Consider the following 26,250-nt stretch of genomic DNA (forward strand, 5'->3'; position numbering starts at 1 on the left):
CAGCGTCGTCAGACCTGTCAGCGTCAAACATCTTCTTTTCCGACGCTGTCAGGAGCTTCGCACGCTGACTGGTCTGTGTTCTATTCTTTAACCACCGTCAGGGTCTACGACCACTGACGGGGTAAGGGAGGACTGTTCGTGGGTTTAGTCTCACCTGCCCGGAGCGAGCAGGAGATTTTTCTCTTTGATAAGATACATACGGAAAAAGGTTACCTCGGGAGTGAGGTTTCCCTGTCTGGTCAAAAGGTTGTTCGTCGGTCGTTTCATCAGTCTCGGCTTGAGATTATCATTATTCATTTCAATCGGGAATCATTTAAAAATTCCGGTTGTTTTCTTTTTCCCCTCAAAGCTGTTGCTCTTGTTTTCTGTCTTTTACTAAACGGACGGTCGCCCGGTTGAACCAAAATGATAGTCTACCTCAATCATCATATAATTAAGAAACGAGCAAACCCAATCATTTGAAATATATGGCGTCATATGGCTGGCTAATTACGAGGTAAGCGCGTTTCATTTCACAGCATTAAATACTGGCGGGAATATTCGGACAAAAAAATACCCGGGAGCAACCCCGGGTATGACCAATATTAAAAATGAAAAAAGTTAATTTTTCTTATCAGAATACGTGGCCCTGTCGTACTTGCAGCAACCAGGAAGTCCGGCGTAAGCCGAATCGGACGCTTTGTCGAACTGGGTATCGTGTCCCACTTTGGCAATGGCTTTACTGATGCTCTTCTCATTGGTTTTCGAAGGATTGTACGTCACTGCCAGCATCTCCGTTTTCATGTTCCAGTCGGCTTTCGCTACCCCGTCGACGCTCTTTGCAGCGCCTTCGATGCGGGCTTTACAGGAACCACATTTCCCGTATACCTTAAATGTTTCAGTTTTCTGTGCGTTGTCAGCCAATAACGACTGCGCACCCATCATTAAAATTCCAAAAATCAACGTTACTACTGCTTTTTTCATGTGTCTGCTTTTAAATAAATAACCAGTTAATTATTGTAAGTCTTTCTTCTTTTGTTCAAACTCTTCTTTGTCAATCTCGCCGCGTGCATAACGCTCCTTCAGAATATCAACCGGTGATTTTACATCCTGAGAAGCAGCGGGAGAATGATGATGAGGATAATGATAAGGCTGATGTGTCCCGGTTGCCCGGATGAACAGCCAAACAAGGCCAATGATGAACAACAGGCCGATGATCCAGCCCCAGCCCATTCCAAAGCCCATTCCGTACATATTTCCAAATCCGTGCATCATGATAAACCTCCATTTCTTATTCGTTAATAACTTCTATGATGTCATTATCTTGAAGAAAACTTTCCTAAAGCGAAGCGATCACCCGTTCCAGTTTTCTTAAAATCTCCGTTGAAATACAGAACAAATCGTCGTTCTCAACCGCCTGCATCGAAGCCACCGGATTAACGGCTGCCACTTCAATTTCGCCGCTTTCCAGTTCCTGAACAACCACGTTGCAGGGAAGCATCGTCCCGATTTTGTCTTCGGATTCCAATGCCTGGTACGCATAGGGCGGATTACAGGCGCCCAGAATTTTGTACTTCCTGAAATCGATATCCACTTTTTCTTTCAGCTTTTGCTGAATATCAATCTCTGTCAACACACCAAAACCTTCTTTTTGCAAAGCTTCGGTAACCTGACCGATTACCTCGTCGAAGCTGCCGTTTAGTTTTTTGTCGATGTAGTACTTCATTGGGTGCCTGTTTCTATTTCAACTTTACATCATAAAGATATTAACCTCTTGTTGTTAGTGTGTTACATAATTCATCGAATGTTTTATATCATTTTAGGAATTAACACACTTTAGTATTTGGATTTCAGGCCTTGCGACCTGGTTATCTATATCGCAGAGATTCCATTCTCATCGGTTCTTACCTTGTACACCTCTTCCACCGGCGAAACAATCACCATTCCGTCTCCCCGGTAGCCGGTCCGGGCATTCTTGCGAATCAACTCCACCAGTTCCGGTACCCGTTCTTTTTCGACCAGAATTTCGAGTTTTACCACGCGATAAGCTTCGGCAAAAGGATACTTCGTACTGATATGTTCATGCTCCTGGTCGGCGTATTGCCCAGTCCCTTCGCACTCCATCATCGTCATGCTGTGGAAACCGTTCCTCTCCAGGGCATCATACACTTCTTCCATTTTCCGGTAACGAATATATGCTTTGATAAGTCTCATAATTTCATGCTTTTACTTTGACAATGAATACCAAAACATTATTTAATAGTGTCGCGGGTTTCGCCGCAGGTCAACATGTCCGAACCAAAATACGGGTTGCGGATATCTGACGACTCGCTCAACCAAAAAGCTCCCTTGTTATTGAGTGCCATTGGGCAGAACTGGTAATAAGTAGTTACGCCTGTCAGGCCGAAGCGTTTCACACTTTCGTAGAAAGCTTTGTTAAAGTTTGCAAAAGCCGCTTTCTGCTCATCCGGTTTTGCCGTAGACGTAATCGTGGCAATGTTGGGCTTCATCACATTCAGCTGCTTCATCCATGCCAGGTGATTGTCTCCCTTCAGCTCTTCCATATCGACTTTTCCCAATGCTGCCTGAACAGCTTTGGCATCGGTCTGTACTTTGTCGAACTGCTTGGCGACGAAAGCATTTTTCATCTTCAAATAAGCCTTGTACACAATGGTAAGCTGTTGCTGAAATGCTTCGGAAACCTTCGCGTCGGATGTTTTTTCAGCCGTTTTCGCTTTCGCGGAAGAAGATGACTTACTTCCGCCCATATCCATTCCGGGCATACTTTCCGCACCGGAATCGCCGCCTTTGGGATTCATCATGCTGGGTTTACCGGCCAACTGCGCCGATGCATCGATTTTAAAGACGCCGTTCACGGCAATCTCTTCGCCTTCTTTCAAGCCGTCAGCCACCACATAATTGTCACCCGTTTCGGGACCTAACGTGATTTCACGCATTTTGAAAGTCGGCTCTTCGCGGTTGGGCACTTTCACATACACAATGGAGCGTTTGCCTGTCCATAATACTGCTGTTTGCGGAATCAGCAACACTTTTCCGTCTTCAGCCCGCTGTGACGTGATAATGCCGTTGGCAAACATTTCAGGCTTCAGTTCCAGGTGAGGATTGTGCACCTCCACCCGAACGTGTGCCACGCGTGTTTTGGCATCGATAAACGGATCGATGTAAGTCACCTTTCCACGGAAGGTTTCTCCCGGAAGGGAAGACACCGTAAACTGCACTTTGTCGTTGTTGCGCAACCACGGCAAATCGGTTTCATATGCATCGAACATCACCCATACATCGGTGAGATTAATGACTTCGAACAGGCTCGCTCCGGTTTTCACATAATCGCCAAGCGACACCTGCCGTTTGGTCACCGTACCCGAAATAGGTGACATCACCTCAAAATCTTCCTGAATGGTCCCTTTCTGTTCAATGCCATTAATTTGTGCATCGGTCAGATTCCACAATTTCAGTTTATTTCGGGCCGCCCGGTACAAATCCGGATTGGTGTTCTTGTACTGAATCGCTTCCAGCAACTCTTTCTGGGCCGTTATCAACTCGGGCGAATAGATCAGCGCCAGCTTCTCTCCTTTTCGCACATGCTGCCCGGTGAAGTTCACAAACAGCTTATCGATTCGGCCACCATAACGGGCTGTCAACTCGGCAATGTTTCTTTCGTCGGGTTTTACACGTCCCAGCAAGCGAACTTCTTTGGCCGGATAACCTTCCTGTACCGTCATAGTCTGAACTTCGGCCAGTTTCATAGCAGCTTCCGTCATCGGAATTTCGTCCGCTGAAGTCGATTCTGTTGTTTTCAGATCGGTTAGCGGAATCAAATCCATGCCGCAAATGGGACATTTTCCGGGATGATCCTGACGGATCTGTGGGTGCATGGAGCAGGTCCAGATGGTGGCTTTTTTTGCTCCGGCCTCTGCCTGCTCATGATGATGGTTAGCCTGTTCGGTCGCGTTGTTTCCACCTCCGTGGAAGAACAACCACCCCACCAGCAATCCGGCTACTACCGCAATGCCGATGCGGTACCACTCTTTTTTCGACAGGTTGATATATTTTTTCATTTCGAATTTCATTGTCTGATTATTTACCCATTAAGTAATCGATAAAAGCGACTGAAGCATTCCGGTCGGCCCGCGCCTTGTCCAGTTCCAGCGCATATTTCAACACCTTGCGTTCCATCCGCAACACCTCCTCGAAGTTTTTGCCGTCGGTTGAATACGACGATTCGAGAATGTTCAGCGAGCGATGCGCCAGGCTCAGCTGGCTACGGAAAAGTGCCACCCGGCGAACAGCATCCTGGTAATCGCGGTTGGCCCGTTCCAAAACACTGTTCAAGGTATTCACCTTGTCCAGTTTCTGGTTGGTCGCGGCTTCTTCCTTGAACTGCGCTTCCTGAATCATTGCCTGATACTTTCTCCGGTACAGCGGAATGGTAATTCCCACCGAAGGGAAGAAAGCGTCTTTCCCGGCATCAGCACTGCTCATCGAGCCTTTTCCTACGAAAATGTAGTTGAACCCGATGGAAAATTTGGGGCTGCCGGCTTTGCGGACTGCCTCCTGTTCGGCCTGGTAAGCCGCCATCAGGTTGTCCAGTCGTTTAACCTGATGGTTTTGCAGGCTCACACTATCGGCAATTTGCTGCATATTCAGCGGCAAATCTTTCACCCATAGGGTATCCGGAATCTCCACCGTTGCGTGACGGTCACGATTCAACCGGTTATTAAACGCCACCTGCTGCGTCTGGTAATTGTCCTGTAAATAAGCCAGCTGATTTTCCAGCTCACCAATTTCCATTTGCAGACGATATTCATCTACCGTGGAAGCCATGCCGGCCTCAATTTTCACCAGCGCCAGTTTCCGGAAGGATTGCAACAACTTCAAATTCTCCTTTGTAATCGCAATCGACCTTCCGGTGAAATAGAGATTGAAGTAGTTGGAGCGCAAGTCGTAGAACAACTTCGACTTGGCATCTTCAAAAGCTTCGTATTTGGTTTGCGCCATGTTGGTGGCCACATTCTCGCGGGCCTTCAGTGTTCCAAACCAGGGAAACATCTGCGTGGCTGAAATCTTCGCTTTTTGCGGTCCCAGCCGGGTTTCGACCGGTTGAATAAAGTAACCGAACATGACCTGTGGATCGGGCAATGTTCCTACCTGCGGCACTTTCTGCAGTGATGCGCGGTAGTCATTGAATTTGGCTTTCAATCCCGGGTTATTTTCCGCTGCCTGCACCAGGTAACCGTTCAGCGCGTCCTGCGCCGAAGCTTTTTCCTGCGAAAGCAGAACCACAACGAACAACAGCGGGATGATATATATTAATCGCTTCATGATTCAATCGATTTTTGTTTGAGGGCTTTCTTCACCTTTTTCTCCTGCCACATGCTGTACAGAACCGGAACCACGAACATGGTCATCAGCTGGATGAGCATTCCACCAAATGTGGGAATGGCCATCGGAACCATGATATCGGAACCTTTTCCGGTAGAGGTAAGAACAGGAATCAGGGCGATAATCGCGGTAGCTGCGGTCATCATTGCGGGACGAACCCTTTTCCGCCCGGCGTGAAGAACTGACTCACGCACCTGTGCAATGGTTTCCGGTTTCTCTTTGGCAAAAACCTGCGTCAGATATGTTCCCATAATCACCCCGTCGTCGGTGGCAATACCGAACAGGGCAATAAATCCGACCCAGACCGCCACACTCAGATTGATGGTGTGCATCTGAAAGAGGCCGCGCATGTTGATTCCCGCCACGCTGAAGTTCATGAACCACGGCTGGCCATAGAGCCATAACATCAGGAAACCTCCGGCAAAGGCAACGAAAATACCACTGAAGACCATCGACGAGGTCGTCACCGAACGGAACTGGAAAAAGAGAATCAGGAAAATCAGCAACAGCGAAATGGGTACCACCAGCATCAGGCGCTTGGTTGCCCTCACCTGGTTTTCGTAATTACCGGTGAACTTGTAACTCACACCCGCCGGTACTTTGAATTCGCCATCGGCAATTTTCTTTTGCAGGAACTTCTGCGCATTCTCTACTACATCCACTTCGGCATGTCCCGGCTTTTTATCGAAAATCACGTAACCGACCAGGAAGGTGTTTTCGCTCTTAATCATCTGCGGACCGCGCGTATATTCAATTTTCGCCAGTTCGCTCAGCGGAACCTGAACACCGGTCGGTGTCGGGATGAGTACATTTTTCAAATCATTCGGGTTGTCGCGGTACTCACGGGCATAGCGTACCCGAACAGGAAAACGCTCGCGGCCTTCGACCGTTGTTGTCAGCTTCATTCCGCCAATCGCACCGGAAATATAGGTTTGCATATCCTGGATGGTCAACCCGTAACGGGCGATGGCATCGCGGTCAATCTTGATTTCCAGATACGGTTTACCTACCACCCGGTCAGCAAAAACGGACTGCGGTTTAATACCGGGAACCTCTTTCAGGAATTTCTCGAGCTCGAAACCAACCTTTTCGATGGTCTTCAAATCGGGGCCAAATACCTTGATTCCCATCGGTGCCCGCATACCGGTCTGCAACATCACCAGTCGTGTCTGAATGGGCTGCAGCTTCGGAGCTGAAGTCAGTCCGGGTACGGAAGAAGCTTTTACAATGGCTTTCCAGATGTCGTCGGGCGACTTGATGCTGTTGCGCCACTGACGGAAATATTCGCCGTTGTCGTCTTCTATCAGCTGACTCTTATCAATCTGACGATAGCCGTCTTTCTTCGGATTGTATGTCGAACCGTCTTTGAGCACAAACGCGTCATCATCATTCACTTTGAAGCGCATGCGGTGACCATTTTCATCAAGGATATACTCCGGACGGTAATTGATCACATTCTCAAACATGGAAATCGGGGCTGGATCAAGCGCTGAATTCACACGTCCCCATTTGCCTACCACATTTTCCACTTCCGGAATAGCATTCACACTTTTATCCACCTGCCGAATCACATCGATGTTCTCCTGAACACCGGAGTGCGGCATCGTGGTCGGCATCAGCAGGAAGGAACCTTCGTCCAGTGACGGCATGAACTCTTTCCCGATTCCGGGGAATGACTTATCCAGCGAAGTCCAGAGACTCGTAGTTCGGATATTCCATCCGACTTTATTCATCGTAGCCGGAATAAATGAGAACGTTTTATCGAATCCCTGCCAGATAACAATTCCCAACAGCACCAGGGCAATCGGTATGCTCAGGAATTTCCACTTATTCGCCAGGCACCATTTCAGGATGTAGGAATAATAGTGAACAATGGTCATTAGCGTTCCCAACACAGCACCAACGATGAAGGACACGAAAAGGAAGTTCACCAGCAAGCTGTTCTGTGCTCCCAGCGGCATCCATTCAGTCGACAGGTAGTAAACCACAATCACGACCGCTATCGCAATATTAATCCACGTAACGTACTTGCGCTTGTTTTCCGGCCAACGGTATTCCAGCAAACCATTTACTCCGAAAGCCAGCAATGCCAATGCTACCCACGAATGATAGATAATCGGGAATAAAATACCAGCAGCTATCAACGCTGAATACCATACCCGGCTGGTCCGCTTTTTATCAAAGCGAAGACCGAACAAGATATGCGCCATCGCCGGAATGAGAATAATTCCAATTCCCAATGAAGCCAGCAAGGCAAATGTTTTGGTAAATGCCAGCGGTTTGAAGAGTTTGCCTTCAGCAGCCTGCATAGCGAAGACCGGTAAGAAACTCACCACAGTGGTTGCCAGTGCGGTAATAATTGCCGAAGCCACTTCGATGGTCGCATTGTAGATGACATTCAGGAGGTCGTGTCCACGGGCGCCACGGTTCTCGGGCATTTCGAGGTGCCTGACGATATTCTCCGTGAACACAATCCCCACATCAACCATCACACCGATGGCAATGGCAATACCTGAGAGGGCAACAATATTGGCGTCGACACCAAACTGCCGCATCACAATGAAGGTAATGAGTACCCCAATCGGCAACAAACTTGAAATAAGGAAGGAGGCCCGGAGGTTCAATACCAGCACAATCACCACGATAATACTAATGAGAATCTCGTGCGACAATGCCGACTCCAGCGTTCCCAACGTCTCCTTGATCAGTCCGGTCCGGTCGTAAAACGGCACGATAGTCACTTTCGATACCGTTCCGTCTTTCAGCGTTTTCGACGGAAGTCCGGGGGATATTTCTTTTATCTTTTCCTTTACATTATTGATGGTTTGCAGCGGATTGGAGCCATAACGGGCAACCACTACACCTCCAACGGCTTCGGCGCCGTCTTTGTCCAAACCACCACGACGGGTAGCTGGTCCAAAAGTAACGTGCGCCACATCTTTTATCCGGATAGGAACGTTGTTGTGAACAGCCACAACGCTCTGCTCCAAATCGTGAATATTCTTGATGTACCCAAGCGCACGAATCATATATTCTGCCTTGTTGTACTCCAGGGTTCGGGCGCCTATATCCAGATTGCTCTTTTTGACGGCGGACATAATCTGCGCTACGTTCACATGGTTCGCCTTCATCGCATCCGGATCGATGTCCACCTGATACTCTTTCACAAAGCCACCGATGGAGGACACCTCTGAAACTCCTTTCGCCGACATTAACCCATACCGAACGAAATAGTCCTGGATGGTCCTCAACTCCTGCGGGTCCCAGCCTCCGGCCGGGTTACCATGTTTATCACGGCCTTCCAGTGTGTACCAGTACACCTGTCCCAACGCTGTGGCGTCAGGCCCTAAAGAGGGTGTCACATTATCCGGCAGGGTTCCCGCCGGAAGCGAGTTCAACTTTTCCAGTATCCGGGTACGGCTCCAGTAAAAATCGACATCATCATCGAAAATGATATAGATGCTCGAAAGGCCGAAGATCGAGTTACTCCGGATCGTTTTTACGCCGGGAATTCCCAGCAATGACGTCGTTAGCGGATAGGTTATCTGGTCCTCCACATCCTGAGGCGACCGCCCCGGCCACTCCGTGTAAACAATCTGCTGGTTCTCGCCCAAATCGGGAATGGCATCGACCGGCACCGGATCGCGGGGCAGAAAGCCGGTGTCCCACTGGAAAGGTGCCGAAACAATTCCCCAGGCAACAAATACCAGAAGTGCCAGAAATGTGACCAGTTTGTTCTCTAAGAAAAAACGAATGATCTTATTTAGCATGCTCTTTTGATTAAGCAGTCAATAATCGATTTATAATATTGAAAAAGTACGTTAGTTCTGTTTCGTCAGGCTACTGACAAAACCAAAAATAAACATACTTTATTGTTTTTCAACACAATAAATCAACAGAGAAATACTTGCATAAGGGCACACCTATCCCCTGCATCGTACGCAGGGAGCCTGTATCGGTGAGTATAAAAGGGAGTATTAACTTCGGCAATAACTGGAAGCTCGAAATCGGGAACAACCATTACCGGAGCGATAAAATCCATTACCGGAGCCTGAAAATTATTATCGAAATTCGATGCCAGAAAATCATTAACGACCTGGTAATGATCGTGCGTATCGTGGCAACCGTCCATATGGTGTCCCGGAGAACAGCATGATTGCGCAGCAGCATAAATGGACACATCAAACAACTGACCATTCGAATAGTGTTTGTTGATCGTGACCCCAATGGTAGAAGCTAAAAGTATCAGGGCTGTAAGGATATGTCCGGTTTTTCGAATCATATTAGATGGAACAAATCTATGGATTCCACTCAGAAAACAAAAACAGATAAATGTTATAAAATGTTTAAAGTACCGTTTCCACCTTATATAATTTCACCTAAATCGCTATCTGTCTGCCATTTAAACACAACGATAAAAAATATTAAAAGTGTTAACGGCCTATCCGGCTTTCTCAGAATAGACCAAGCAAAACAATCGACCATAACATATCGCAAGAAAATTCGTAACTTATTTCTCCGGAGTTGCCAGTTGAATACTCAATCAAAACCTAAAGTGCTGTCACCATGCGTATGCGTGCTTTCTTAATCGTTGATGCTGTAATCGACGGATTGCTTGGAATTGCTCTGTTGCTATTTAGTCCCGAAGTCTGGGAGTTTACAGGAATTCCTGGGGCGTACTCCCGATTTTATCCGAATTTACTGGGCGCTGTTCTCCTCGGTATCTGCATATCGTTAATAATCGAAGCAAGAAGGAAGCAAAAAGAAGCTTCTCCGGGACTCGGTTTTCGAGGTTCGCTTGCCATTAATTTCAGTGCTGGTGTTATACTGAGTTTATGGCTGATTTTCGGGCATCTTCCCATTCCCTTTAAGGGAATTATTGTTCTCGGAGTTCTTTCCCTTTTTCTGCTTGTCTTCAGTTTCATCAAATGGTACATCTACCACAGAAGGCGTCATCAAAACCGCTTTCCCAACTACAACCATTCCGAACAGAACTAATTTCCGAAGCTAATTTACTACACAGCAAGAGGCTGACAATGAACTTCACCTCCATATTATTGTTACATAATATTGAGAATTCATTTCTCTTCCGGATGAAAACAGACGGCCGACAACACCTTTCCCAACCTTGCCGTGAGTCATCCCACTTTCGTATATAACTTGAAAACTCAACAATTACAACTTATGAGCACAATCAATACAATTGAATTGAGGACGCTGAATAGCGATGATTACGAAGAACTGAAAAAATCGATGATTGATGCTTATCCCAACTGGCCCGGTGCCTACTGGAAAGAGAATCATTTTCAAAAACTGCTGCAAATCTTTCCGGAAGGACAACTGGCTATTGTCGTCGACGATGTAGTAGTCGGATGTGCTCTTTCCATCATTGTGCAATATTCGCACTTTGGCGATAACCATACGTACGAGGAAATCACAGGAAAGTACAGCTTTAATACGCATACGCGGAAAGGAAATGTTCTGTACGGTATCGACGTGTTCATCCGTCCTGAGTTCAGAGGAATGCGCCTGGGCCGCAGACTTTACGATGCCCGGAAGGAATTGTGCGAAAACCTGAACCTGGAGGCCATTGTTTTTGGCGGACGTATTCCCAACTATCATAAGCACGCAACGGAAATGACGCCCAAAGAATTCATCCAGAAAGTAAAGTTCAAGGAACTATATGATCCAACACTTACGTTCCAGTTAGCGAATGATTTTCACGTAAAGAAAGTACTGAAGGGGTATCTTCCGGGCGACCGGGAATCGAAAGAATATGCAGTTTTGCTGCAATGGGATAATATTTACTACGAAAAAAAATCCCCCAAGCTTTCTGCTACCAAATCGGTGGTCAGACTGGGTTTGGTGCAGTGGCAAATGCGCTCGTACCGGACACTGGATGAACTATTCGAACAGGTGGAATTCTTCGTCGATGCGGTTTCGGGTTACAAAAGCGACTTCGCCCTCTTCCCGGAATTCTTCAATGCGCCCTTAATGGCGAAATACAACGATTTGGTCGAGTCGAAAGCCATCAGGGAACTAGCCCAGTACACCGATGAAATACGCGACCGCTTCCTTCAGTTAGCCATGGCTTACAACGTCAATATTGTTACCGGAAGCATGCCTTACATCAACGAAGATGACCGATTGCTCAATATCGGGCACCTCTGCCGCAGGGACGGTACTTATGAAAGGTATGAAAAGATTCACGTCACGCCTGATGAAATAAAATTCTGGGGGCTGGCCGGGGGTAACCAGGTTAAAGTTTTCGATACCGATGCCGGCCGTATTGGCATTTTAATTTGCTATGACGTCGAATTTCCGGAACTTCCCCGCCTGCTGGCACAACAGGGAATGGACATCCTGTTTGTTCCGTTCCTGACGGACACACAAAATGGCTATTCACGGGTTCGTTACTGTGCCAGGGCGCGCGCCATCGAAAATGAGTGTTATGTGGCTATTGCCGGAAGTGTGGGTAATCTGCCGAAGGTTTCGAATATGGACATTCAGTTTGCCCAGTCGGTGGTATTCACGCCCTGTGACTTCCCCTTCCCGACCACGGGAATAAAAGCGGAAGCAACACCCAATACGGAAATGATTCTGGTTGCCGATGTGGATCTAGACCTGCTAAAAGAGTTGCACTATTTTGGAGCCGTTCGCAACCTAAAAGACCGTCGCACCGACTTGTACGGATTAAATCTTACCGACGATTAAGGCCATAAAAAAGGAGCAGCCTGTTTGACTGCTCCCTCTCTTTATATCAGGTACAAATTTTCGTGCTTTATTGTGCAGTGCCAGATGACTGTGTGGTCAAATCAATTGTACCAACGTCAGTCTGTGTTCCCTCAACAACTTTTACATTGTCTACTGATTGCTTACTGAAACCAGAATCGGTAGCCGGATCAACCTCAACGGTGTACACATCTGCCGGAACACCGCGCAACATGAAGCTACCGGATACAGTATCAACGTATGTAGACAGCGTATCCATGCTCGGAGAAATGGCATAAACCACACCTTCGGTATTGGCAGGGTTCACCATTCCTTTAATGCTGCCTGAAGTAGCTTCAGTACTTACCCGGATAACCGGTTTCAGGTTGAAACCACCGTTTCCAAGCGCTACAATCGACCGCGCAGCATCAAAATCCATCAAGATATCGTAGGTGACACCACCAACAAAGTCAGCGTTCAGTTGCAACTTCAAACCACTCGACGAACCACTGGGAACTTTCATTGAATAGGTGTTCCCGTTCATCACCAGCGTGTTGTCCGTTCCAAGTTTTACACGAATCTGACTGTATTTTCCGGCCGGAATATTTTTATTGGCAAGCAACGTATCCAGACCATTTGTCAACTCCAGCAAATTGTACACACCGGCGTGTGCACCCAAATCAATTTCGGATGTTCCTTCCGTTGAATCGGCAGGCATCAGAGTGATGGCCTGAACATCCACATTCACCTCAGAGAAATCGGCAGGCGCATCGGTCATATGAACTTTCACCGTCGCCTCTCCGGGTGTCGAATTGTTGCTATCGTTATTACATGCAGCTACTCCGACCATCAGAGCGATGGCCACTAAAAATTTAATTTTTCTCATCTTTCCTTAGTTTTTGATCTTTATTTGCACCGGAAACCATCATTTGATATTTCCGATGGGGTTACTAAATCTAAAACAATGCAGAACGGTGGGGTGAACTGCATCTCACCAGCTTAAAATCTCAACAAAAATTCACTTAAGAAGATCTTCATTAAAGAATGCTATTGTCTTTAGGTCCCTTTATTCTTTAAAACAGCATAAAAATATAAAAGTTTAAAGTGCTTAATCTCTAATTAATGTTAAAAAGGGCCAACCTTTAGCCGGTTAGCCCTAATTGGATTTGAGCGTATTTCAGGGACTAAAATCTATGAAATATTAATTATTCCCCGTTATCATTTGCCGTATCGTCATCTTCTTTGTTTCCAAGACGACCATCATGATCTTCGTCTTTTCCGTAGCGGGTCGACATTTCCAGGTTGTGTTCAATCACTTCCTGTACAGCAGCATTAACGTCGCTCTGCTGCTCGGTTTTTTCAATCAAAATGTACGGATTTCCGTTTGCGTCTGTCTGTACGGTTAAATCACTAAAATCAACCTGATCCGGATTGGTTTCCCGGTTAGCGAAATTAAACCAATCATCCAGGTTAAAGGCCACAATAATGTTATTCACCGAATCCAAAGCCACTTTGAAACCTTTGGTTCCAGCGGTATTGAAATTGATCTCCTTGTCCATATCATACTTTACAGTGAAAGGAATATCCTGATACTGAACCTGCTGAATTGTTCCGGTATAGGTACCCTCCAGGTAAATGGAATGTTGGAAAATGGAATCTTTTTCGGTCGCCAAAGCCGAACCATCATCTTCATTGGTCTCATCACCTTCAACCTTGTCAAGCTTTAGCTTGATACCGGTATATGTTCCCGGAAGAAGGGCAACCGGTTTCAATTGCGGGGTAATGGAATCTGTGATTAAATCGACAACGTAAGGCCCATTAAATTCAATTTCTTTCTCCTGCTCCATCTCTGCTTCATTGTCGATCTCACTGTCAGGCATGTTAAACTGAATTTCCTTAACAGCTATTTTGGCCTGGGTCAATGTGGCCGTACCAATCAAACTGCTGTCTTTCCCTGTAATAGAGATTGAAATAGTTGGTGCCGCAACTGAGGCACTTTTCACCTGTGCTGTGGAGGTTACTCCCTGAATAGAGAGTACTGTGTTATCTCCTTGCGGAAGTGCATCCGTGGCATTGCTGTCAGTTTTGTTACAGCTTGCCATCCCCAAAAGAACAGTCACTCCCAAAAATAAATTAAGCAATTTCCTCATAATGTAGTTTTTAAGTTTTCCCACCAGCCCATATTAAGCCAGCGTCATTAGCTCCTGAAATACTCCGCTTCGACAAATAATTCAATTCCACGCTATTGTTTCTTTCTCAACCACCGATACAACGGATCATACCGTTGGTTGCTCCTTTTCTTCTTTGTGAATGGTTATTTTCAAGGCTATCGAAATGAAAACCAAATTGCTTAATTTACCTTTCAATCTCCTTCATCTGTATTTGGGTATCCTGATCATAATATAGAAACGTACATACCTCTATATTATTTTATATGTTAATGGAATTTTATGTTAGATCTTCTGGATTACGACAAAATCATCTTGGCATTAAAGAACTTAGGACCAGAATATTTTTTTTAAGACAATTGATACAACCAATCGTTCTATTTTGTAAAATTGCTGCCACCTGGAGCCAACCGGCTCGCGCAGGAAAGTCAAAATGAACAAAGTGATTATTATTTGAGGTAACACTGGTTGCCCAATGAAACCCGAAGACAAAATTGAAGCCGTTGAGATGGTCTTCAAAGGACTTGATGAACATCTCTCTAAAATATCAGACCAAACGGGTCTGAAGTGCATGGAGCATTGCAGCCTTTGCTGCCGCAACAGAAGCATCGAAGCTACCCCACTCGAATTCTATCCATTAGCAGCTTACCTTCATCGCACCAGGCAAATAGATGCATTCCTGGAAAAACTGGACAGTTTGAAAGGTGATGAACTTTGTGTCTTGCTGGATACGGAAGCACAGCAAAACGGAAACTGGGGATGCACAGCCTACCCTTACAGAGGTCTCATCTGCCGGATGTTTGGATTTGGATTCCGGTTAAACCGGACAGGAATTCCCGAATTAGTCACCTGCAAAACCATGAAAACCAATTTTCCTGATAATGTACAGCGCGCAGCTCAACTATCATCCAATGAGATGGATAATCTCCCGATTTTCCGTGATTACAGCATGCAACTTTGGGCGATCGATCCGGAATTGGCAGGAAAACCCATGCCTATCAATCAAGCAATTCGCATGGCGGTAGAGAAATTATACTCTTATTTTGCTTACCTGGACCAGGAAGACGAGACGAAATTGATTCAATTAAATCCAACTGATGATTTTGCACCTCCGGTGCTAAGCCCCGACGGCTTTCGACCAGCGGTTTAGCTATAACTGCTTCGCAGCACATTCTCTGCTATTTGCGGAATTGACATAATCTGCTATTTTTGCTTTCGCAATGAAAGTTTCATTACATAGCAGATTATGGCTCATTATTTTAGCCGCCGTCTTTATTTACCACGACGGCATCTGGCACGCGGAACCCGTTGGCTCCGGCGAACCGGAACATATCTGCTATATGGAGCATAAGGATACACCTCAGATTTTCCGTATTCCCGCTCCTCATCATCACGAAGCAAATAACGAACATGGTGAGTGCACACAACACAATCACCATAACTGGCTCTTTACAGCCGTTTTCCTTCATTTCAATCCACAGTTCATTACGCTCTTCCCGGAATATAAAATCATCTCTGACGAGCCGAGAGAAACAGACTATCCAATTGCTATTCTTCCGGTTTACCACGATCCTCCGGTTAAGGTATCAACCGTAAGGGGACCTCCCGAATATTGCGCTTAAATACCCATTTCCCGACCGAACCTGAGTTTTCCGGTTAACGGTATAGCTATGCCTTTTTCTGCCAGTTCTCCGGGAAATATTCATTAATGCGATATTCATTTCACTTACATTTTTATCATGAAGAAATTCCGATTGCTCCTTCTGGCTCTATCGATTGCCGGGGGAATGACGACGGCTTGTCATAGCGCCCATAATCAAGAAGCAGAAGAAAACCACGACGAGCACGCAACTATTGAAAAACAGACGTACACGATTTACGACCGTAACAACCGTTACGAACTCTTCTTCGAGTCGACTCCTTTTATCGAAAACGAGAAAGCCGAGCTGCTGGTGCATGTTACCCGCTTGCCGGAATACAAACCGCTGCAACAGGGAAGTCTGAAACTTCTGCACAATAACAAATTGGTTGCCTCAGCGAATCAGCCAGAAGTTCCGGGCATTTTCCATTTGGCCTTTTCACCGAAAAACACCGGCTCAATCGACCTCAAAATGGAACTGACCGACAAAGGAGTTCCTGTTTTATTCCCGCTGAATGACATCAATGTCTACGAGAACCACGATGCATTTCACGAAAGTCAGCAGGAACACCATGAGAATGCCAAAGCCATTGCATTCCTGAAGGAGGAAGCCTGGAAAATTGATTTTTCCGTTGCACCGGTGAAGGAAGAACCGTTCTTCGAAATCATCAAAACTTCCGGTGAGATAATGCCAGCGCAAGGCGACGAAATTGTTGTAACAGCCAAGCACCGCGGAACCGTTCTTCTGGGTGGCACACAACTTCTTTCCGGTGAACCGGTAAAGAAGAATGAGGAATTGATGACATTATCTGCATCATTACTGGACGGCAACCTGAATCAGGATTACCTGAAAGCCAAAGCGGCCTACGACAAAGCCAGCCAAAATTACCAACGCTCCAAACAGCTGATAGAAGACCGGTTGATTACCCAAACCGAATTTCGCTCAGCGGAAGCAGAATTCAGAAGTGCAAAAGCCGTTTACGAAAATATCAGCCGCTTTCATACCACACAGGGAGAGCGGATTGTTGCACCGCAAAACGGTTTCATCAAAGAGTGTTTGGTGTCCGAAGGTCAGTTTGTGCAAGCAGGACAAGCATTGATGGTTATCACACAAAACCGGAAACTAACGCTTAGGGCTGATGTACCCCAAAAGGATTATGCCCGTCTGCCAAGTGTCTTTTCCGCCAATTTCATCACGCCATATGATCAGCGGATACATTCTGTCGATAATCTGGATGGTAGGAAGATTACCTTCGGGAAATCGACGCTCGACAAAACCTTCTTCACCCCGGTCTATTTCGAGGTCATCAACACCGAAAACCTGATTCCTGGTTCGTACGTGGAAGTTTACCTGAAAGCCGGTTCCTTCCAAAATGCACTGGCCATTCCTCTCTCTTCATTGATGGAAGAACAAGGAAACTTCTATGTTTTTGTGCAAAAGAATGGCGAAGAATACCTGAAACGGTACATCACTCCCGGACGAAACGACGGCGAACGCCTCGAAGTTTTATCCGGACTGGAAGCCGGTGAACGAGTGGTAGCCAAAGGTGCTTACCGTGTTAAACTAGCTTCCATGAGCGGAACTGCCCCGGCACATAATCACAATCACTAACCTCCTGAATTCATTTACATGCTAAATAAGATCATACAATTCTCATTGCACAACCGGCTGCTTATCATTGTCGGAGCGCTACTGCTGATGCTCGTCGGATATTATTCCGTTAGACAGATGGAGGTAGATGTCTTTCCCGACCTGAATGCGCCGACCGTTGTCGTAATGACCGAAGCACACGGGATGGCGCCCGAAGAAGTGGAACAGCTGGTCTCCTTCCCCATCGAAACAGCTATTAACGGAGCGACCGGATTGCGACGGGTACGTTCGTCGTCGGCCATGGGCTTTTCCATTGTCTGGGCCGAGTTCGACTGGGGCATGGACGTTTACAATGCCCGACAGGTAGTTGCCGAAAAACTGATGACCATCCGCGATCGACTCCCCAAAGGCGTGGGAAGCCCAACACTCGCCCCGCAATCTTCGCTCATGGGCGAAATCATGGTTTTTACTATGACGGCCGATTCAACATCTCCTATGGAGTTGCGCACACTTGCCGACTGGCAGGTGCGCCCGCGAATTCTTTCCGTTGGTGGAGTCGCCCAGGTAACCACGATTGGCGGTGAATACAAAGAATACCAAATTCTGGTTAACCCGAAAAAGCTACGCTATTATGGCATCCGTTTCGACGAGTTAATTGAACTGCTGAACGGTTACAACGATAACGTGCCCGGTGGCTTCATCGAAGAATACGGAAACAACTACATTGTTCGGGGAATCGGCCGTACCAACGAGGTAAACCAATTGGGCAATACGGTTATTCGGGTAGCAATCGGCTTCCCGGTCAAGCTTTCGGATGTGGCGGAATTGCGCATCGGTGCAGCGCCCAAAATTGGCGACGGTTCTTACCAGGGAAAAAAAGCAGTTGTCTTGACGGTTTCAAAGCAACCAAATGTCAACACCCGCGAGTTAAGCGACAACATCGACGCCGAACTGGCGGCTATTACGAAAACATTGCCACCCGATGTCAAAATCCACACCGATGTCTTCTCGCAACGAACCTTTATCGACACATCGGTTAGCAACGTGGAGCGTGCGCTAATGGAAGGTGCCATCTTTGTGGCCATCATCCTGGCTCTCTTCCTGATGAACTATCGAACAACGCTCATCTCACTAGCAGCCATTCCGCTTTCGCTGTTGATGTCGGTCATCGTAATGAAACTGATGGGCTACACCATCAACACCATGGTACTGGGAGGAATGACCATCGCTATCGGTTCGCTGGTCGACGATGCCATCATTGATGTGGAGAACGTGTATAAACGTTTGCGGGAGAATATCCGGCTGCCGAAAAAGAAACGGTGCAGATCGCTGAAGGTAATCTACGAAGCATCGGTCGAAATCCGGGCTTCTATTATGAATGCCACCCTCATCATTATGGTCGCGTTTATTCCGCTTTTTTTCCTTAGCGGGATGGAAGGTCGCATGCTGCGACCATTGGGTGTCGCGTATATTATTTCGCTGTTTTCGTCGCTGGTCGTGGCCATTACGGTTACGCCGGTTCTTTCCAGTTTGTTACTGGTAAACCGGAGACGACTGAAAAAACACAGCAAAGGAAGCTGGCTCGAGACCAAAACGGTTGAATGGTACCGAAAGGCTCTGGTCCAGGTAATGCGGGCCCAAAATCTCACCATCGGTCTTTCGGTCACACTTTTCATTGTCGCGTTGATTTTCCTATCGCAATTTGGTGGAAGTTTCCTGCCTCCTTTCAACGAAGGAACACTAACCATCAACGTGGCTTCGATGCCGGGAATATCATTGGCCGAATCAGATAAAATCGGACGAGAAGCAGAAAAGTTGCTGCTTTCCGTTCCTGAGATTCAGGTTACGGAACGACGAACCGGACGGGCCGAATTAGCTGAACACGCCTTTGGTGCCAATGTCTCAGAAATCGATGCACCTTTTCATCTGGAAAAACGCTCGCGCAATGCTTTTCTGACGGAAGTCCGGCAAAAATTGAACACCCTTCCCGGCGTCTCCATCGAGGTCGGACAGCCCATTAGCCACCGCATTAACCACATGCTTTCCGGTTCCCGGGCCGATATCGCTATCAGCGTTTACGGAACCAGCCTTCCGGAAATGCACGATTTGGGAGAACGCATCAAGTCGCTGATGACGGGAATTGACGGTGTAGCTGATCCCTTCGTGGAACAGCAGATTGAGATTCCGCAAATCCGGATTCGTCCCAAAAGGGAAATACTCGCTCGTTACGGCATCCCGATGAAACAGTTCAACCAGTTTGTAGACGTGGCTTTCGCCGGAGAAAAAATGGGCGACGTGTTTGAAAAAGAACGTTCATTTGATTTGGTCATCCGTTTCGACGATGAACACCGGGGGAACATCGAAGCCATTAAGAATGCACTTATCGACACCGGCGATGGACGCAAAGTACCATTGTATTACGTGGCCGATATCCGTTCCGAGTCAGGCCCGAATACCATTAACCGGATGAATGTACAGCGTAAACTGGTCGTTTCATGCAACGTGGCCGGGCGCGACCTGAATTCTGTCGTGAAAGACATTCGCGATAAAGTGGAACAGGAAGTTGTTCTTCCGGAAGGCTACCGCGTAGAATATGGCGGTCAGTTTGAAAGTGCAGCCGACGCGCAACGTAAGCTGCTGCTGGCGTCGCTGTTTGCGCTGCTGGTTATCTACCTGCTGCTTTACCAGGAATTCAAAGATATGAAAGTGACCAGCGTTATTCTGCTCAATCTGCCGCTGGCGCTCATCGGCGGCGTTATGGCTGTTGCGTTCACGTCAGGCGTAATGAGCATTCCGGCTATCATCGGATTCATTACGTTGTTTGGTATCGCTACCCGAAACGGTATTCTGCTGGTTTCCCGTTATCAGGCACTGAAAAACGAAGATGTAGGACTCTATCAACGTATCATTCGAGGATCGGCTGACCGTTTGAATCCGATTCTGATGACCGCTCTGACAGCCGCTTTGGCACTAATTCCTTTAGCAGTGAACGGCGAGCTTCCGGGCAACGAAATCCAAAGCCCCATGGCCATTGTCATTTTGGGTGGTCTGCTTACTTCCACCTTGCTGAACGTATTTGTGATACCGGTGGTCTACTTCCGGTTAAACCGGAAAGAATTAAAAGAGGAGGAAAAACAATGAGAACAGAAAGAACGAATAAGCTAAGAGCAATGAGAATCCTGCTCCTTTTTACGATGATTCTGGTTTCATGTCCGGCAATGGCACAAAACGAGCTTCAGCAGCTTCTCCAGGCAGCTGAAAAGGCTAATCCAAACCTGAACGCCGGCCGGAAGCTGAAAGATGCAAAACAATGGGAGTACCGCACAGGTCTGACTCCTTCCGATCCGGAAGTGGAATTTGGTTTCATGCCCGGCAATACGGATGCATTGGGTAACAAAAAAGTCTTTTCAGCAACCCAAAGTCTCGATTTTCCTTCAGTGTACCATTACCGGAATAAGCTGGCAGACAATCAATCGGAAAAGGCGGAGTGGGATTACCGCGATTTCCGGCAACAATTGCTGCTCGAAACCCAGCTCACCTACTACGAACTGGTATATCAGCGAAAGCGCGACCGTTATTTAACCGATCGCGTGCAAAACACGGTGAAACTCCATGAATCGCTCAACCGAAAAATGGAACGAGGCGAAGCGACAATTCTGGAAGTAAACAAAGCCCGTATTCAGCGCATTGAACTGGAAAATCAGCTAACGCTCATCAAGGCAAACGAGCGACAATTGGTTGAAAAACTCACCTGGTTGTGTGGCGATTCGTTGCCGGCATTAAGTCAGTTTTCCTACCGGGAAGAAATCCTGCCGGGAAAAGACTCATTGTTCAGTGACATCATCCGTTCACAACCCGATCTTCTTTCGGCGAAAGCCGGAAAAAACATCGCCGAAGAAGCTCGTAAACTAGCCGGCGCAAAAGGATTGCCCAAACTCATGGTCGGATATGAATCGGAAACAGTTCCGGGGGAAAAATACGGTGGCCCGAAAGTGGGGATTTCCATTCCTCTATGGTCGAACAAGAACAATGTGAAACGAGCCAAAGCACAACAGGAATGGGCTGCCGTTCAATACGCCGGAAAAGTAAAACAAGCAGCATTTGAGTTGGAACGTGCTTACAGTCAGGTGGAATCACTACAAAGTTCAGTGGAGAATTACCGGAAAGGACTCGAAGAAATGTCGAGCATGCAACTCCTGAACAAATCGCTTCAGTTGGGGCAAATCTCAATCATCAATTACGTCACCGAGATGAACTATTATATCGGTGCTTACGAGAATTTTCTGAGCGCCGAGCATGATTATTATCGTGCGCTGGCGGTTTTAATGCGGTACCAGCTATGACCGAAAAAGAATCGCGTGGAGAGAAATAGAGAATCGATGCGACATCAATGATAAATAGTTGAATTCCCCCAGGTCATCATGCCTGCGGGGAATTTTCTATTTTAAAGTAGTTACGATCTTCGTGACCAGTTCGCTGAATTTCTTCATATCGGTGTCCGGCATAATTTCCATCAACTGCGCTTCGCACTCCTGCCGTCCCGTATCAATCTGTTCCTTCACGCTCTTTCCTTTTTCGGTCAGGTTTAACGTGATGGCTCTTCGATCATTCGGGTCGATTTCCCGGATCAGAAAACCATTGTTCACCAGTTTGTCCACGACCCTACTGACGCGCGATGGTGAAAGATCCATGTTCTTCGCCAACTCCGGACTACTGATTTTCTCGCAGTTATCCAACGCTGAAAAGAACAATAACTCCGATTGCGAAAGTTCTAAATCGTCCATTAAACGCTGATCGACCGAAGCACATTTGCGCCTCAATTCATAGATCATAAACATGATTCCGTTCCCATTCTCCATTGTATATCAATTTTTTCGATTCTTTTCCGGATACAAAAATACAAATAAAGCAAATATTTACAAGCACATTTTTTGCCATTAGCAATTTTTTTCTTGGAAAAGTTTGTTTTTTCAAAATCACTAATTATTTTTGCATCGAAACTTTTGCTATTGGCAATATTTAATAAACGATATTTAAGAACCACAAAAAAGAAACAACATGGCATTAGAGTTTTTGACGAAAGACACTTTTAAATCAAAAGTATTCGATTTCGAAAATAACAAGGATTGGAAATTCGAAGGTAACGTACCTGCAATTATCGACTTCTACGCTGACTGGTGTAATCCTTGTAAAATGGTAGCTCCAATTCTGGAAGAACTCCAGGAAGAGTACGGCGAAGAAAAACTGAAAATTTATAAAATAGACACGGAAGACCAGCGCGAACTGGCTGCGATGTTCGGTATTCAGAGCATTCCTTCATTGCTGTTCATCCCGGTTGAAGGTCAACCTCAGATGGCCATGGGTGCACTTCCTAAAGACACCTTCGTCCAGGCTATCAGCGATGTACTTAAAGTTCAGGCAAACTAAAAAAGCAGCACTATTTTATGAAGCATGAAGTAGGAATTTCCTGGAAAGAAGACATGGCTTTCGAAGCCGAAGTCAACGGGCACAAAATCATGCTGGACGCGGACGAAAAAGTGGGCGGCAAAGACCGTGGCCCTCGTCCGAAACCGTTCATGCTGACTGCCCTGGCTGGCTGTACCGCCATGGATGTTATTTCCATTTTGAAGAAAATGCGGGTTACCCCCGATAATTTCGATGTAAAAGTATCAGGCGAACTGGGCGAAGAGCATCCGAAGGTTTATACCAGTATGCACATCACTTATCAGTTCTGGGGCGAAGATTTACCCATGGAAAAGCTTGAAAAAGCGGTAAATCTTTCACAGGATCGGTATTGCGGTGTTTCCGCTATTTACCGGAAAGCGCTTCCTATTACATCATCTATCGAGGTGAATCCGAAAAGTAAATAACTGTTGCAGAAAAATCACGCCCCGGTCCGTATGGTCCGGGGTTTTTTATTTAAACCCTTACCATGACAACTAACTTCGACCAAATTGTAGATCGCTCCGGAACCGGCGCCATCAAGTACATCCGGCGCAAAGCGCTTTTCGGGCGCGAAGATGTGATGCCGCTTTGGGTTGCCGATATGGAGTTTCGCAGTCCCAAACCGGTTATCGAAGCATTGCATCAACGTTCCAATCATGGCGTTTTCGGCTATACCCTACCGGGAGATGATTATTTTGAAACCATCCGGGAATGGCAGGACTCGCATCACAACTGGGAAATCGATCGTGAGTGGATGAGCTTTGTTCCCGGCGTTGTTCCTACCATTGGATTGGCATTGGAAATATTCACTCAGCCGGACGATAATATTTTGATTCATGCGCCGGTTTACGCGCCTTTTTTCGATGTTCCCAAAAAACTCGACAGACAGGTTGTTTTCAGTAACCTGAAACTACAGAATGGAAAGTTCCGGATGGATTTGGATGACATGCGGGTAAAAATGAAAGAGGAGAACATCAAAGTATTCATTCTGTCGAATCCACACAATCCGGGTGGTCGTGTATGGTCGAAAGACGAATTGAAGGAGCTGGCTTCCATCGCTGCAGAAAACAATGTGTTAGTCATTTCAGACGAAATTCACGCCGATCTGGTACTGAATGAGTATCAACATGTCCCATTTGGTACAGTTTCAGAAGAAGCAGCGATGAACAGCATTACACTCATTTCACCCACAAAAACCTTCAATATCGCTGGATTATCGGCTGCTACTGCTATCGTTCCCAACCAGGAAATTCGTGAAAAGTTGAATCACCGGATGCATGCGTTGCATCTTTTCCGGGGCAATATTATGGCTTACGAGGCTGCGCGGGCAGCTTACCAACACGGCGAAGCATGGCGAAAAGAGTTGCTCTCCTACCTCGAAGAAAACCATCGCATCGTTCATGCTTTCTTTAAAGAAAAACTTCCGGAAATCATTCCCATGGAAGCCGAAGCTTCTTTCCTGGTTTGGCTCGATTTCTCGCAAACCAGGCTTCCGCCGGAAGATGTTCGCGAGCGCCTCATCTGCGAGGCTGGTCTTGGACTTTCTCCCGGCAAAGCTTTCGGACCGGGCGGAGAATATTACCAACGAATGAATATCGGCATCCCCAGACAATTGTTTCTACACGCATTGGATAAAATACAACACGCATTCAACTCCCTCGAAGTAAAATAAACTCAAGTCGCATCACAGTTCATCGTTGATGCGACTTTTTTTACCTGCCTCCTGCCCCGATCAGAAATTTTTGCAGCATAGCTCTTCTCCCCTCATTCCCTGATTTTTACTTTTCACAATTTTTCTTACTTTTGATAAAATACATTTTCGACATATTACAGTAGTTTTATGATGCGAAAATTCTTGTCAAGTTGTACCTTTAAAGTTGTTGATGAAAAGTCCTCTTGCTTCTCTCAACACAATTACCTCTAAACCATTTAATATGCTGCAAAAAAAAATCTTTCTCGACGAATCGGAAATGCCACGACAATGGTATAACCTGGCCGCAGATTTGAAGATGCGTCCTCCCCTCGGCCCTGATGGGAAACCGGTCTCACCCGAAATGCTGGCGCCTGTATTCCCGATGAACATTATTGAGCAGGAGGTGAGTACCCAGCGCTGGATTGACATTCCTGAAAAGGTTCTGGAGTTACTTTCCATTTGGCGTCCCAGTCCCTTAGTCAGGGCTTATGCTTTGGAAAAAGCGTTGGGAACTCCGGCCAAAATCTACTACAAAAACGAGAGTGTGTCTCCGGCTGGAAGCCACAAACCCAACACTGCCATTGCTCAGGCCTATTACAATAAAGAGTTTGGTATCAAACGCATTACCACCGAAACCGGCGCCGGGCAATGGGGAAGCGCCTTATCGTTTGCCTGTGCGCAACTCGGTCTCGAGTGCAAAGTGTTCATGGTCCGGGTAAGTTTCGAGCAAAAACCTTTCCGGCAGATGATGATGAATACCTGGGGCGGAAAATGTATTCCCAGTCCAAGCATGGAAACAGCGGCCGGTCGCGCCGTCCTCGAGGCAGATCCGGATACGCCCGGAAGTTTGGGTATTGCCATTTCCGAGGCCATCGAAGCAGCAGTGACCGATCCAACCGGTGAAACCCGTTATTCGCTGGGTTCGGTGCTGAACCACGTGATGCTGCATCAGACAATCATCGGTTTGGAAACCAAAAAGCAGCTGGCCAAAGTCGGCATCAAAAAGCCGGATGTGGTAATCGGTTGCTGTGGTGGTGGAAGTAACTTCGCCGGCCTTTCCTTCCCGTTTGTAAACGATAAAATTAATGGCGAGGACATTGAAATTATTGGAGCTGAACCTTCTTCGTGCCCGACACTGACGAAGGCTCCGTTCCTGTATGATCACGGAGATATTGCCAGGATGACGCCACTCCTTCCGATGCACAGTCTCGGGCATACTTTCATTCCCGCTCCTATCCATGCTGGTGGACTTCGTTACCACGGAATGGCTCCGCTGGTTAGCGCAGCAGTAGAAGCTGGCCTGGTAAGTCCGGTCTCATTGCATCAGAACGAGTGTTACAACGCCGGTGTCCTCTTCGCTAAAACGGAAGGAATCATTCCCGCTCCGGAAACAAATCACGCCATAGCAGCTACCATTCGTGAAGCGTTGAAAGCGAAAGAAGAAGGCAAAGAGAAAACCATCGTCTTCAACTTCTCCGGACACGGATTGATGGATTTGGTTGGCTACGACAAGTTTCTGCAGGGACAGCTCACCGATTATGAATTACCCGATGAAGAAATTGCGAAAACGGTTGATCTCCTGAAAGATTATCCCAAACCATAAATATGAAAAAAGAGAGGT

Annotated in this window: 22 protein-coding genes; 11 read left to right on the plus strand and 11 right to left on the minus strand. The window is 46.8% G+C overall.

Annotated features, from left to right (window positions below; translation table 11 throughout):
* Positions 1-600 precede the first annotated feature (600 nt).
* The 8 genes from GJU87_RS10465 to GJU87_RS10500 all read right to left on the minus strand — a co-directional run bounded on the left by GJU87_RS10465 (position 601) and on the right by GJU87_RS10500 (position 9,664).
* On the minus strand, positions 601-963 hold the full coding sequence (locus GJU87_RS10465; protein ID WP_153639472.1) for a heavy-metal-associated domain-containing protein: 363 nt from the start codon (positions 961-963) through the stop codon (positions 601-603).
* 30 nt (positions 964-993) lie between these two features.
* Positions 994-1,254, minus strand: coding sequence for an SHOCT domain-containing protein (locus GJU87_RS10470; protein ID WP_153639473.1), 261 nt, complete (start codon positions 1,252-1,254; stop codon positions 994-996).
* A 64-nt stretch (positions 1,255-1,318) separates the two neighbouring features.
* Positions 1,319-1,705, minus strand: a complete 387-nt coding sequence (locus GJU87_RS10475; protein WP_153639474.1) for a DUF302 domain-containing protein — start codon at positions 1,703-1,705, stop codon at positions 1,319-1,321.
* 146 nt (positions 1,706-1,851) lie between these two features.
* A complete protein-coding gene (locus GJU87_RS10480; protein ID WP_153639475.1) occupies positions 1,852-2,193 on the minus strand; it encodes a P-II family nitrogen regulator in 342 nt (113 codons plus the stop codon).
* A 38-nt stretch (positions 2,194-2,231) separates the two neighbouring features.
* Positions 2,232-4,070, minus strand: coding sequence for an efflux RND transporter periplasmic adaptor subunit (locus GJU87_RS10485; protein ID WP_228491953.1), 1,839 nt, complete (start codon positions 4,068-4,070; stop codon positions 2,232-2,234).
* A 7-nt stretch (positions 4,071-4,077) separates the two neighbouring features.
* The gene (locus GJU87_RS10490) at positions 4,078-5,322 is read right to left on the minus strand and encodes a TolC family protein (protein WP_153639476.1); all 1,245 of its coding nucleotides are present in this window, start codon (positions 5,320-5,322) and stop codon (positions 4,078-4,080) included.
* A complete protein-coding gene (locus GJU87_RS10495) occupies positions 5,319-9,152 on the minus strand; it encodes an efflux RND transporter permease subunit (protein WP_153639477.1) in 3,834 nt (1,277 codons plus the stop codon). The genes GJU87_RS10490 and GJU87_RS10495 overlap by 4 nt, the downstream gene beginning before the upstream one ends.
* A gap of 122 nt (positions 9,153-9,274) precedes the next feature.
* The gene (locus GJU87_RS10500; RefSeq protein WP_153639478.1) at positions 9,275-9,664 is read right to left on the minus strand and encodes a hypothetical protein; all 390 of its coding nucleotides are present in this window, start codon (positions 9,662-9,664) and stop codon (positions 9,275-9,277) included.
* Between the two features lie 284 nt (positions 9,665-9,948).
* Between GJU87_RS10500 and GJU87_RS10505 the strand changes: the two genes are divergently transcribed.
* Entirely contained in the window at positions 9,949-10,380 is a 432-nt protein-coding gene (locus GJU87_RS10505) for a hypothetical protein (protein WP_153639479.1), read from the plus strand.
* 186 nt (positions 10,381-10,566) lie between these two features.
* Positions 10,567-12,096: a carbon-nitrogen hydrolase family protein gene (locus GJU87_RS10510; RefSeq protein WP_153639480.1), complete on the plus strand. Its 1,530-nt coding sequence runs from the start codon at positions 10,567-10,569 to the stop codon at positions 12,094-12,096.
* Positions 12,097-12,163: 67 nt separating this feature from the next.
* On the opposite strand, the gene GJU87_RS10515 is transcribed toward GJU87_RS10510, so the two are convergent.
* Positions 12,164-12,979, minus strand: a complete 816-nt coding sequence (locus GJU87_RS10515; protein WP_153639481.1) for a DUF4382 domain-containing protein — start codon at positions 12,977-12,979, stop codon at positions 12,164-12,166.
* 319 nt (positions 12,980-13,298) lie between these two features.
* Positions 13,299-14,243, minus strand: coding sequence for a hypothetical protein (locus GJU87_RS10520; protein WP_153639482.1), 945 nt, complete (start codon positions 14,241-14,243; stop codon positions 13,299-13,301).
* 493 nt (positions 14,244-14,736) lie between these two features.
* On the opposite strand from GJU87_RS10520, the gene GJU87_RS10525 reads away from it, so the two are divergent.
* The 5 genes from GJU87_RS10525 (at position 14,737) to GJU87_RS10545 (ending at position 21,834) form a co-directional block, all read left to right on the plus strand.
* Positions 14,737-15,411, plus strand: coding sequence for a YkgJ family cysteine cluster protein (locus GJU87_RS10525; protein WP_153639483.1), 675 nt, complete (start codon positions 14,737-14,739; stop codon positions 15,409-15,411).
* A gap of 70 nt (positions 15,412-15,481) precedes the next feature.
* Positions 15,482-15,883, plus strand: coding sequence for a hypothetical protein (locus GJU87_RS10530; protein ID WP_153639484.1), 402 nt, complete (start codon positions 15,482-15,484; stop codon positions 15,881-15,883).
* A gap of 117 nt (positions 15,884-16,000) precedes the next feature.
* Positions 16,001-17,512 carry an efflux RND transporter periplasmic adaptor subunit gene (locus GJU87_RS10535; RefSeq protein WP_153639485.1) on the plus strand — a complete coding sequence of 504 codons (1,512 nt, stop codon included), beginning with the start codon at positions 16,001-16,003 and terminating at the stop codon, positions 17,510-17,512.
* An 18-nt stretch (positions 17,513-17,530) separates the two neighbouring features.
* The gene (locus GJU87_RS10540) at positions 17,531-20,632 is read left to right on the plus strand and encodes an efflux RND transporter permease subunit (RefSeq protein WP_153639486.1); all 3,102 of its coding nucleotides are present in this window, start codon (positions 17,531-17,533) and stop codon (positions 20,630-20,632) included.
* Positions 20,629-21,834 (plus strand): TolC family protein, encoded by a 1,206-nt coding sequence (locus GJU87_RS10545; protein WP_153639487.1) that lies wholly within the window; start codon positions 20,629-20,631, stop codon positions 21,832-21,834. Before GJU87_RS10540 ends, GJU87_RS10545 begins: the two co-directional genes overlap by 4 nt.
* Before the next feature lie 96 nt (positions 21,835-21,930).
* On the opposite strand, the gene GJU87_RS10550 is transcribed toward GJU87_RS10545, so the two are convergent.
* Complete coding sequence (locus tag GJU87_RS10550; RefSeq protein WP_153639488.1) at positions 21,931-22,350, minus strand: MarR family winged helix-turn-helix transcriptional regulator; 420 nt, start codon at positions 22,348-22,350, stop codon at positions 21,931-21,933.
* 199 nt (positions 22,351-22,549) lie between these two features.
* Here GJU87_RS10550 and trxA point away from each other — a divergent pair, with 199 nt between their 5' ends.
* The 4 genes from trxA to GJU87_RS10570 all read left to right on the plus strand — a co-directional run bounded on the left by trxA (position 22,550) and on the right by GJU87_RS10570 (position 26,232).
* The gene (trxA, locus tag GJU87_RS10555; protein ID WP_106542571.1) at positions 22,550-22,918 is read left to right on the plus strand and encodes a thioredoxin; all 369 of its coding nucleotides are present in this window, start codon (positions 22,550-22,552) and stop codon (positions 22,916-22,918) included.
* A 17-nt stretch (positions 22,919-22,935) separates the two neighbouring features.
* On the plus strand, positions 22,936-23,361 hold the full coding sequence (locus tag GJU87_RS10560; RefSeq protein WP_153639489.1) for an OsmC family protein: 426 nt from the start codon (positions 22,936-22,938) through the stop codon (positions 23,359-23,361).
* 62 nt (positions 23,362-23,423) lie between these two features.
* The gene (locus GJU87_RS10565) at positions 23,424-24,608 is read left to right on the plus strand and encodes a MalY/PatB family protein (RefSeq protein ID WP_153639490.1); all 1,185 of its coding nucleotides are present in this window, start codon (positions 23,424-23,426) and stop codon (positions 24,606-24,608) included.
* Positions 24,609-24,870: 262 nt separating this feature from the next.
* A complete protein-coding gene (locus GJU87_RS10570; protein ID WP_153639491.1) occupies positions 24,871-26,232 on the plus strand; it encodes a TrpB-like pyridoxal phosphate-dependent enzyme in 1,362 nt (453 codons plus the stop codon).
* Positions 26,233-26,250: the final 18 nt, after the last annotated feature.

Source organism: Prolixibacter sp. NT017, from assembly GCF_009617875.1.
Lineage (GTDB): Bacteria > Bacteroidota > Bacteroidia > Bacteroidales > Prolixibacteraceae > Prolixibacter.

Bases quoted from the DNA above. Each gene is read 5' to 3' on its own strand.
- GJU87_RS10475 (WP_153639474.1), bottom strand. From the start codon at position 1,705: ATGAAGTACTACATCGACAAAAAACTAAACGGCAGCTTCGACGAGGTA.
- GJU87_RS10535 (WP_153639485.1), top strand. From the start codon at position 16,001: ATGAAGAAATTCCGATTGCTCCTTCTGGCTCTATCGATTGCCGGGGGA.
- GJU87_RS10510 (WP_153639480.1), top strand. From the start codon at position 10,567: ATGAGCACAATCAATACAATTGAATTGAGGACGCTGAATAGCGATGAT.
- GJU87_RS10540 (WP_153639486.1), top strand. From the start codon at position 17,531: ATGCTAAATAAGATCATACAATTCTCATTGCACAACCGGCTGCTTATC.
- GJU87_RS10485 (WP_228491953.1), bottom strand. From the start codon at position 4,070: ATGAAATTCGAAATGAAAAAATATATCAACCTGTCGAAAAAAGAGTGG.
- trxA (WP_106542571.1), top strand. From the start codon at position 22,550: ATGGCATTAGAGTTTTTGACGAAAGACACTTTTAAATCAAAAGTATTC.
- GJU87_RS10505 (WP_153639479.1), top strand. From the start codon at position 9,949: ATGCGTATGCGTGCTTTCTTAATCGTTGATGCTGTAATCGACGGATTG.
- GJU87_RS10470 (WP_153639473.1), bottom strand. From the start codon at position 1,254: ATGATGCACGGATTTGGAAATATGTACGGAATGGGCTTTGGAATGGGC.
- GJU87_RS10545 (WP_153639487.1), top strand. From the start codon at position 20,629: ATGAGAACAGAAAGAACGAATAAGCTAAGAGCAATGAGAATCCTGCTC.
- GJU87_RS10480 (WP_153639475.1), bottom strand. From the start codon at position 2,193: ATGAGACTTATCAAAGCATATATTCGTTACCGGAAAATGGAAGAAGTG.
- GJU87_RS10525 (WP_153639483.1), top strand. From the start codon at position 14,737: ATGAAACCCGAAGACAAAATTGAAGCCGTTGAGATGGTCTTCAAAGGA.
- GJU87_RS10560 (WP_153639489.1), top strand. From the start codon at position 22,936: ATGAAGCATGAAGTAGGAATTTCCTGGAAAGAAGACATGGCTTTCGAA.
- GJU87_RS10550 (WP_153639488.1), bottom strand. From the start codon at position 22,350: ATGGAGAATGGGAACGGAATCATGTTTATGATCTATGAATTGAGGCGC.
- GJU87_RS10520 (WP_153639482.1), bottom strand. From the start codon at position 14,243: ATGAGGAAATTGCTTAATTTATTTTTGGGAGTGACTGTTCTTTTGGGG.
- GJU87_RS10530 (WP_153639484.1), top strand. From the start codon at position 15,482: ATGAAAGTTTCATTACATAGCAGATTATGGCTCATTATTTTAGCCGCC.
- GJU87_RS10465 (WP_153639472.1), bottom strand. From the start codon at position 963: ATGAAAAAAGCAGTAGTAACGTTGATTTTTGGAATTTTAATGATGGGT.
- GJU87_RS10495 (WP_153639477.1), bottom strand. From the start codon at position 9,152: ATGCTAAATAAGATCATTCGTTTTTTCTTAGAGAACAAACTGGTCACA.
- GJU87_RS10570 (WP_153639491.1), top strand. From the start codon at position 24,871: ATGCTGCAAAAAAAAATCTTTCTCGACGAATCGGAAATGCCACGACAA.
- GJU87_RS10565 (WP_153639490.1), top strand. From the start codon at position 23,424: ATGACAACTAACTTCGACCAAATTGTAGATCGCTCCGGAACCGGCGCC.
- GJU87_RS10515 (WP_153639481.1), bottom strand. From the start codon at position 12,979: ATGAGAAAAATTAAATTTTTAGTGGCCATCGCTCTGATGGTCGGAGTA.
- GJU87_RS10500 (WP_153639478.1), bottom strand. From the start codon at position 9,664: ATGATTCGAAAAACCGGACATATCCTTACAGCCCTGATACTTTTAGCT.
- GJU87_RS10490 (WP_153639476.1), bottom strand. From the start codon at position 5,322: ATGAAGCGATTAATATATATCATCCCGCTGTTGTTCGTTGTGGTTCTG.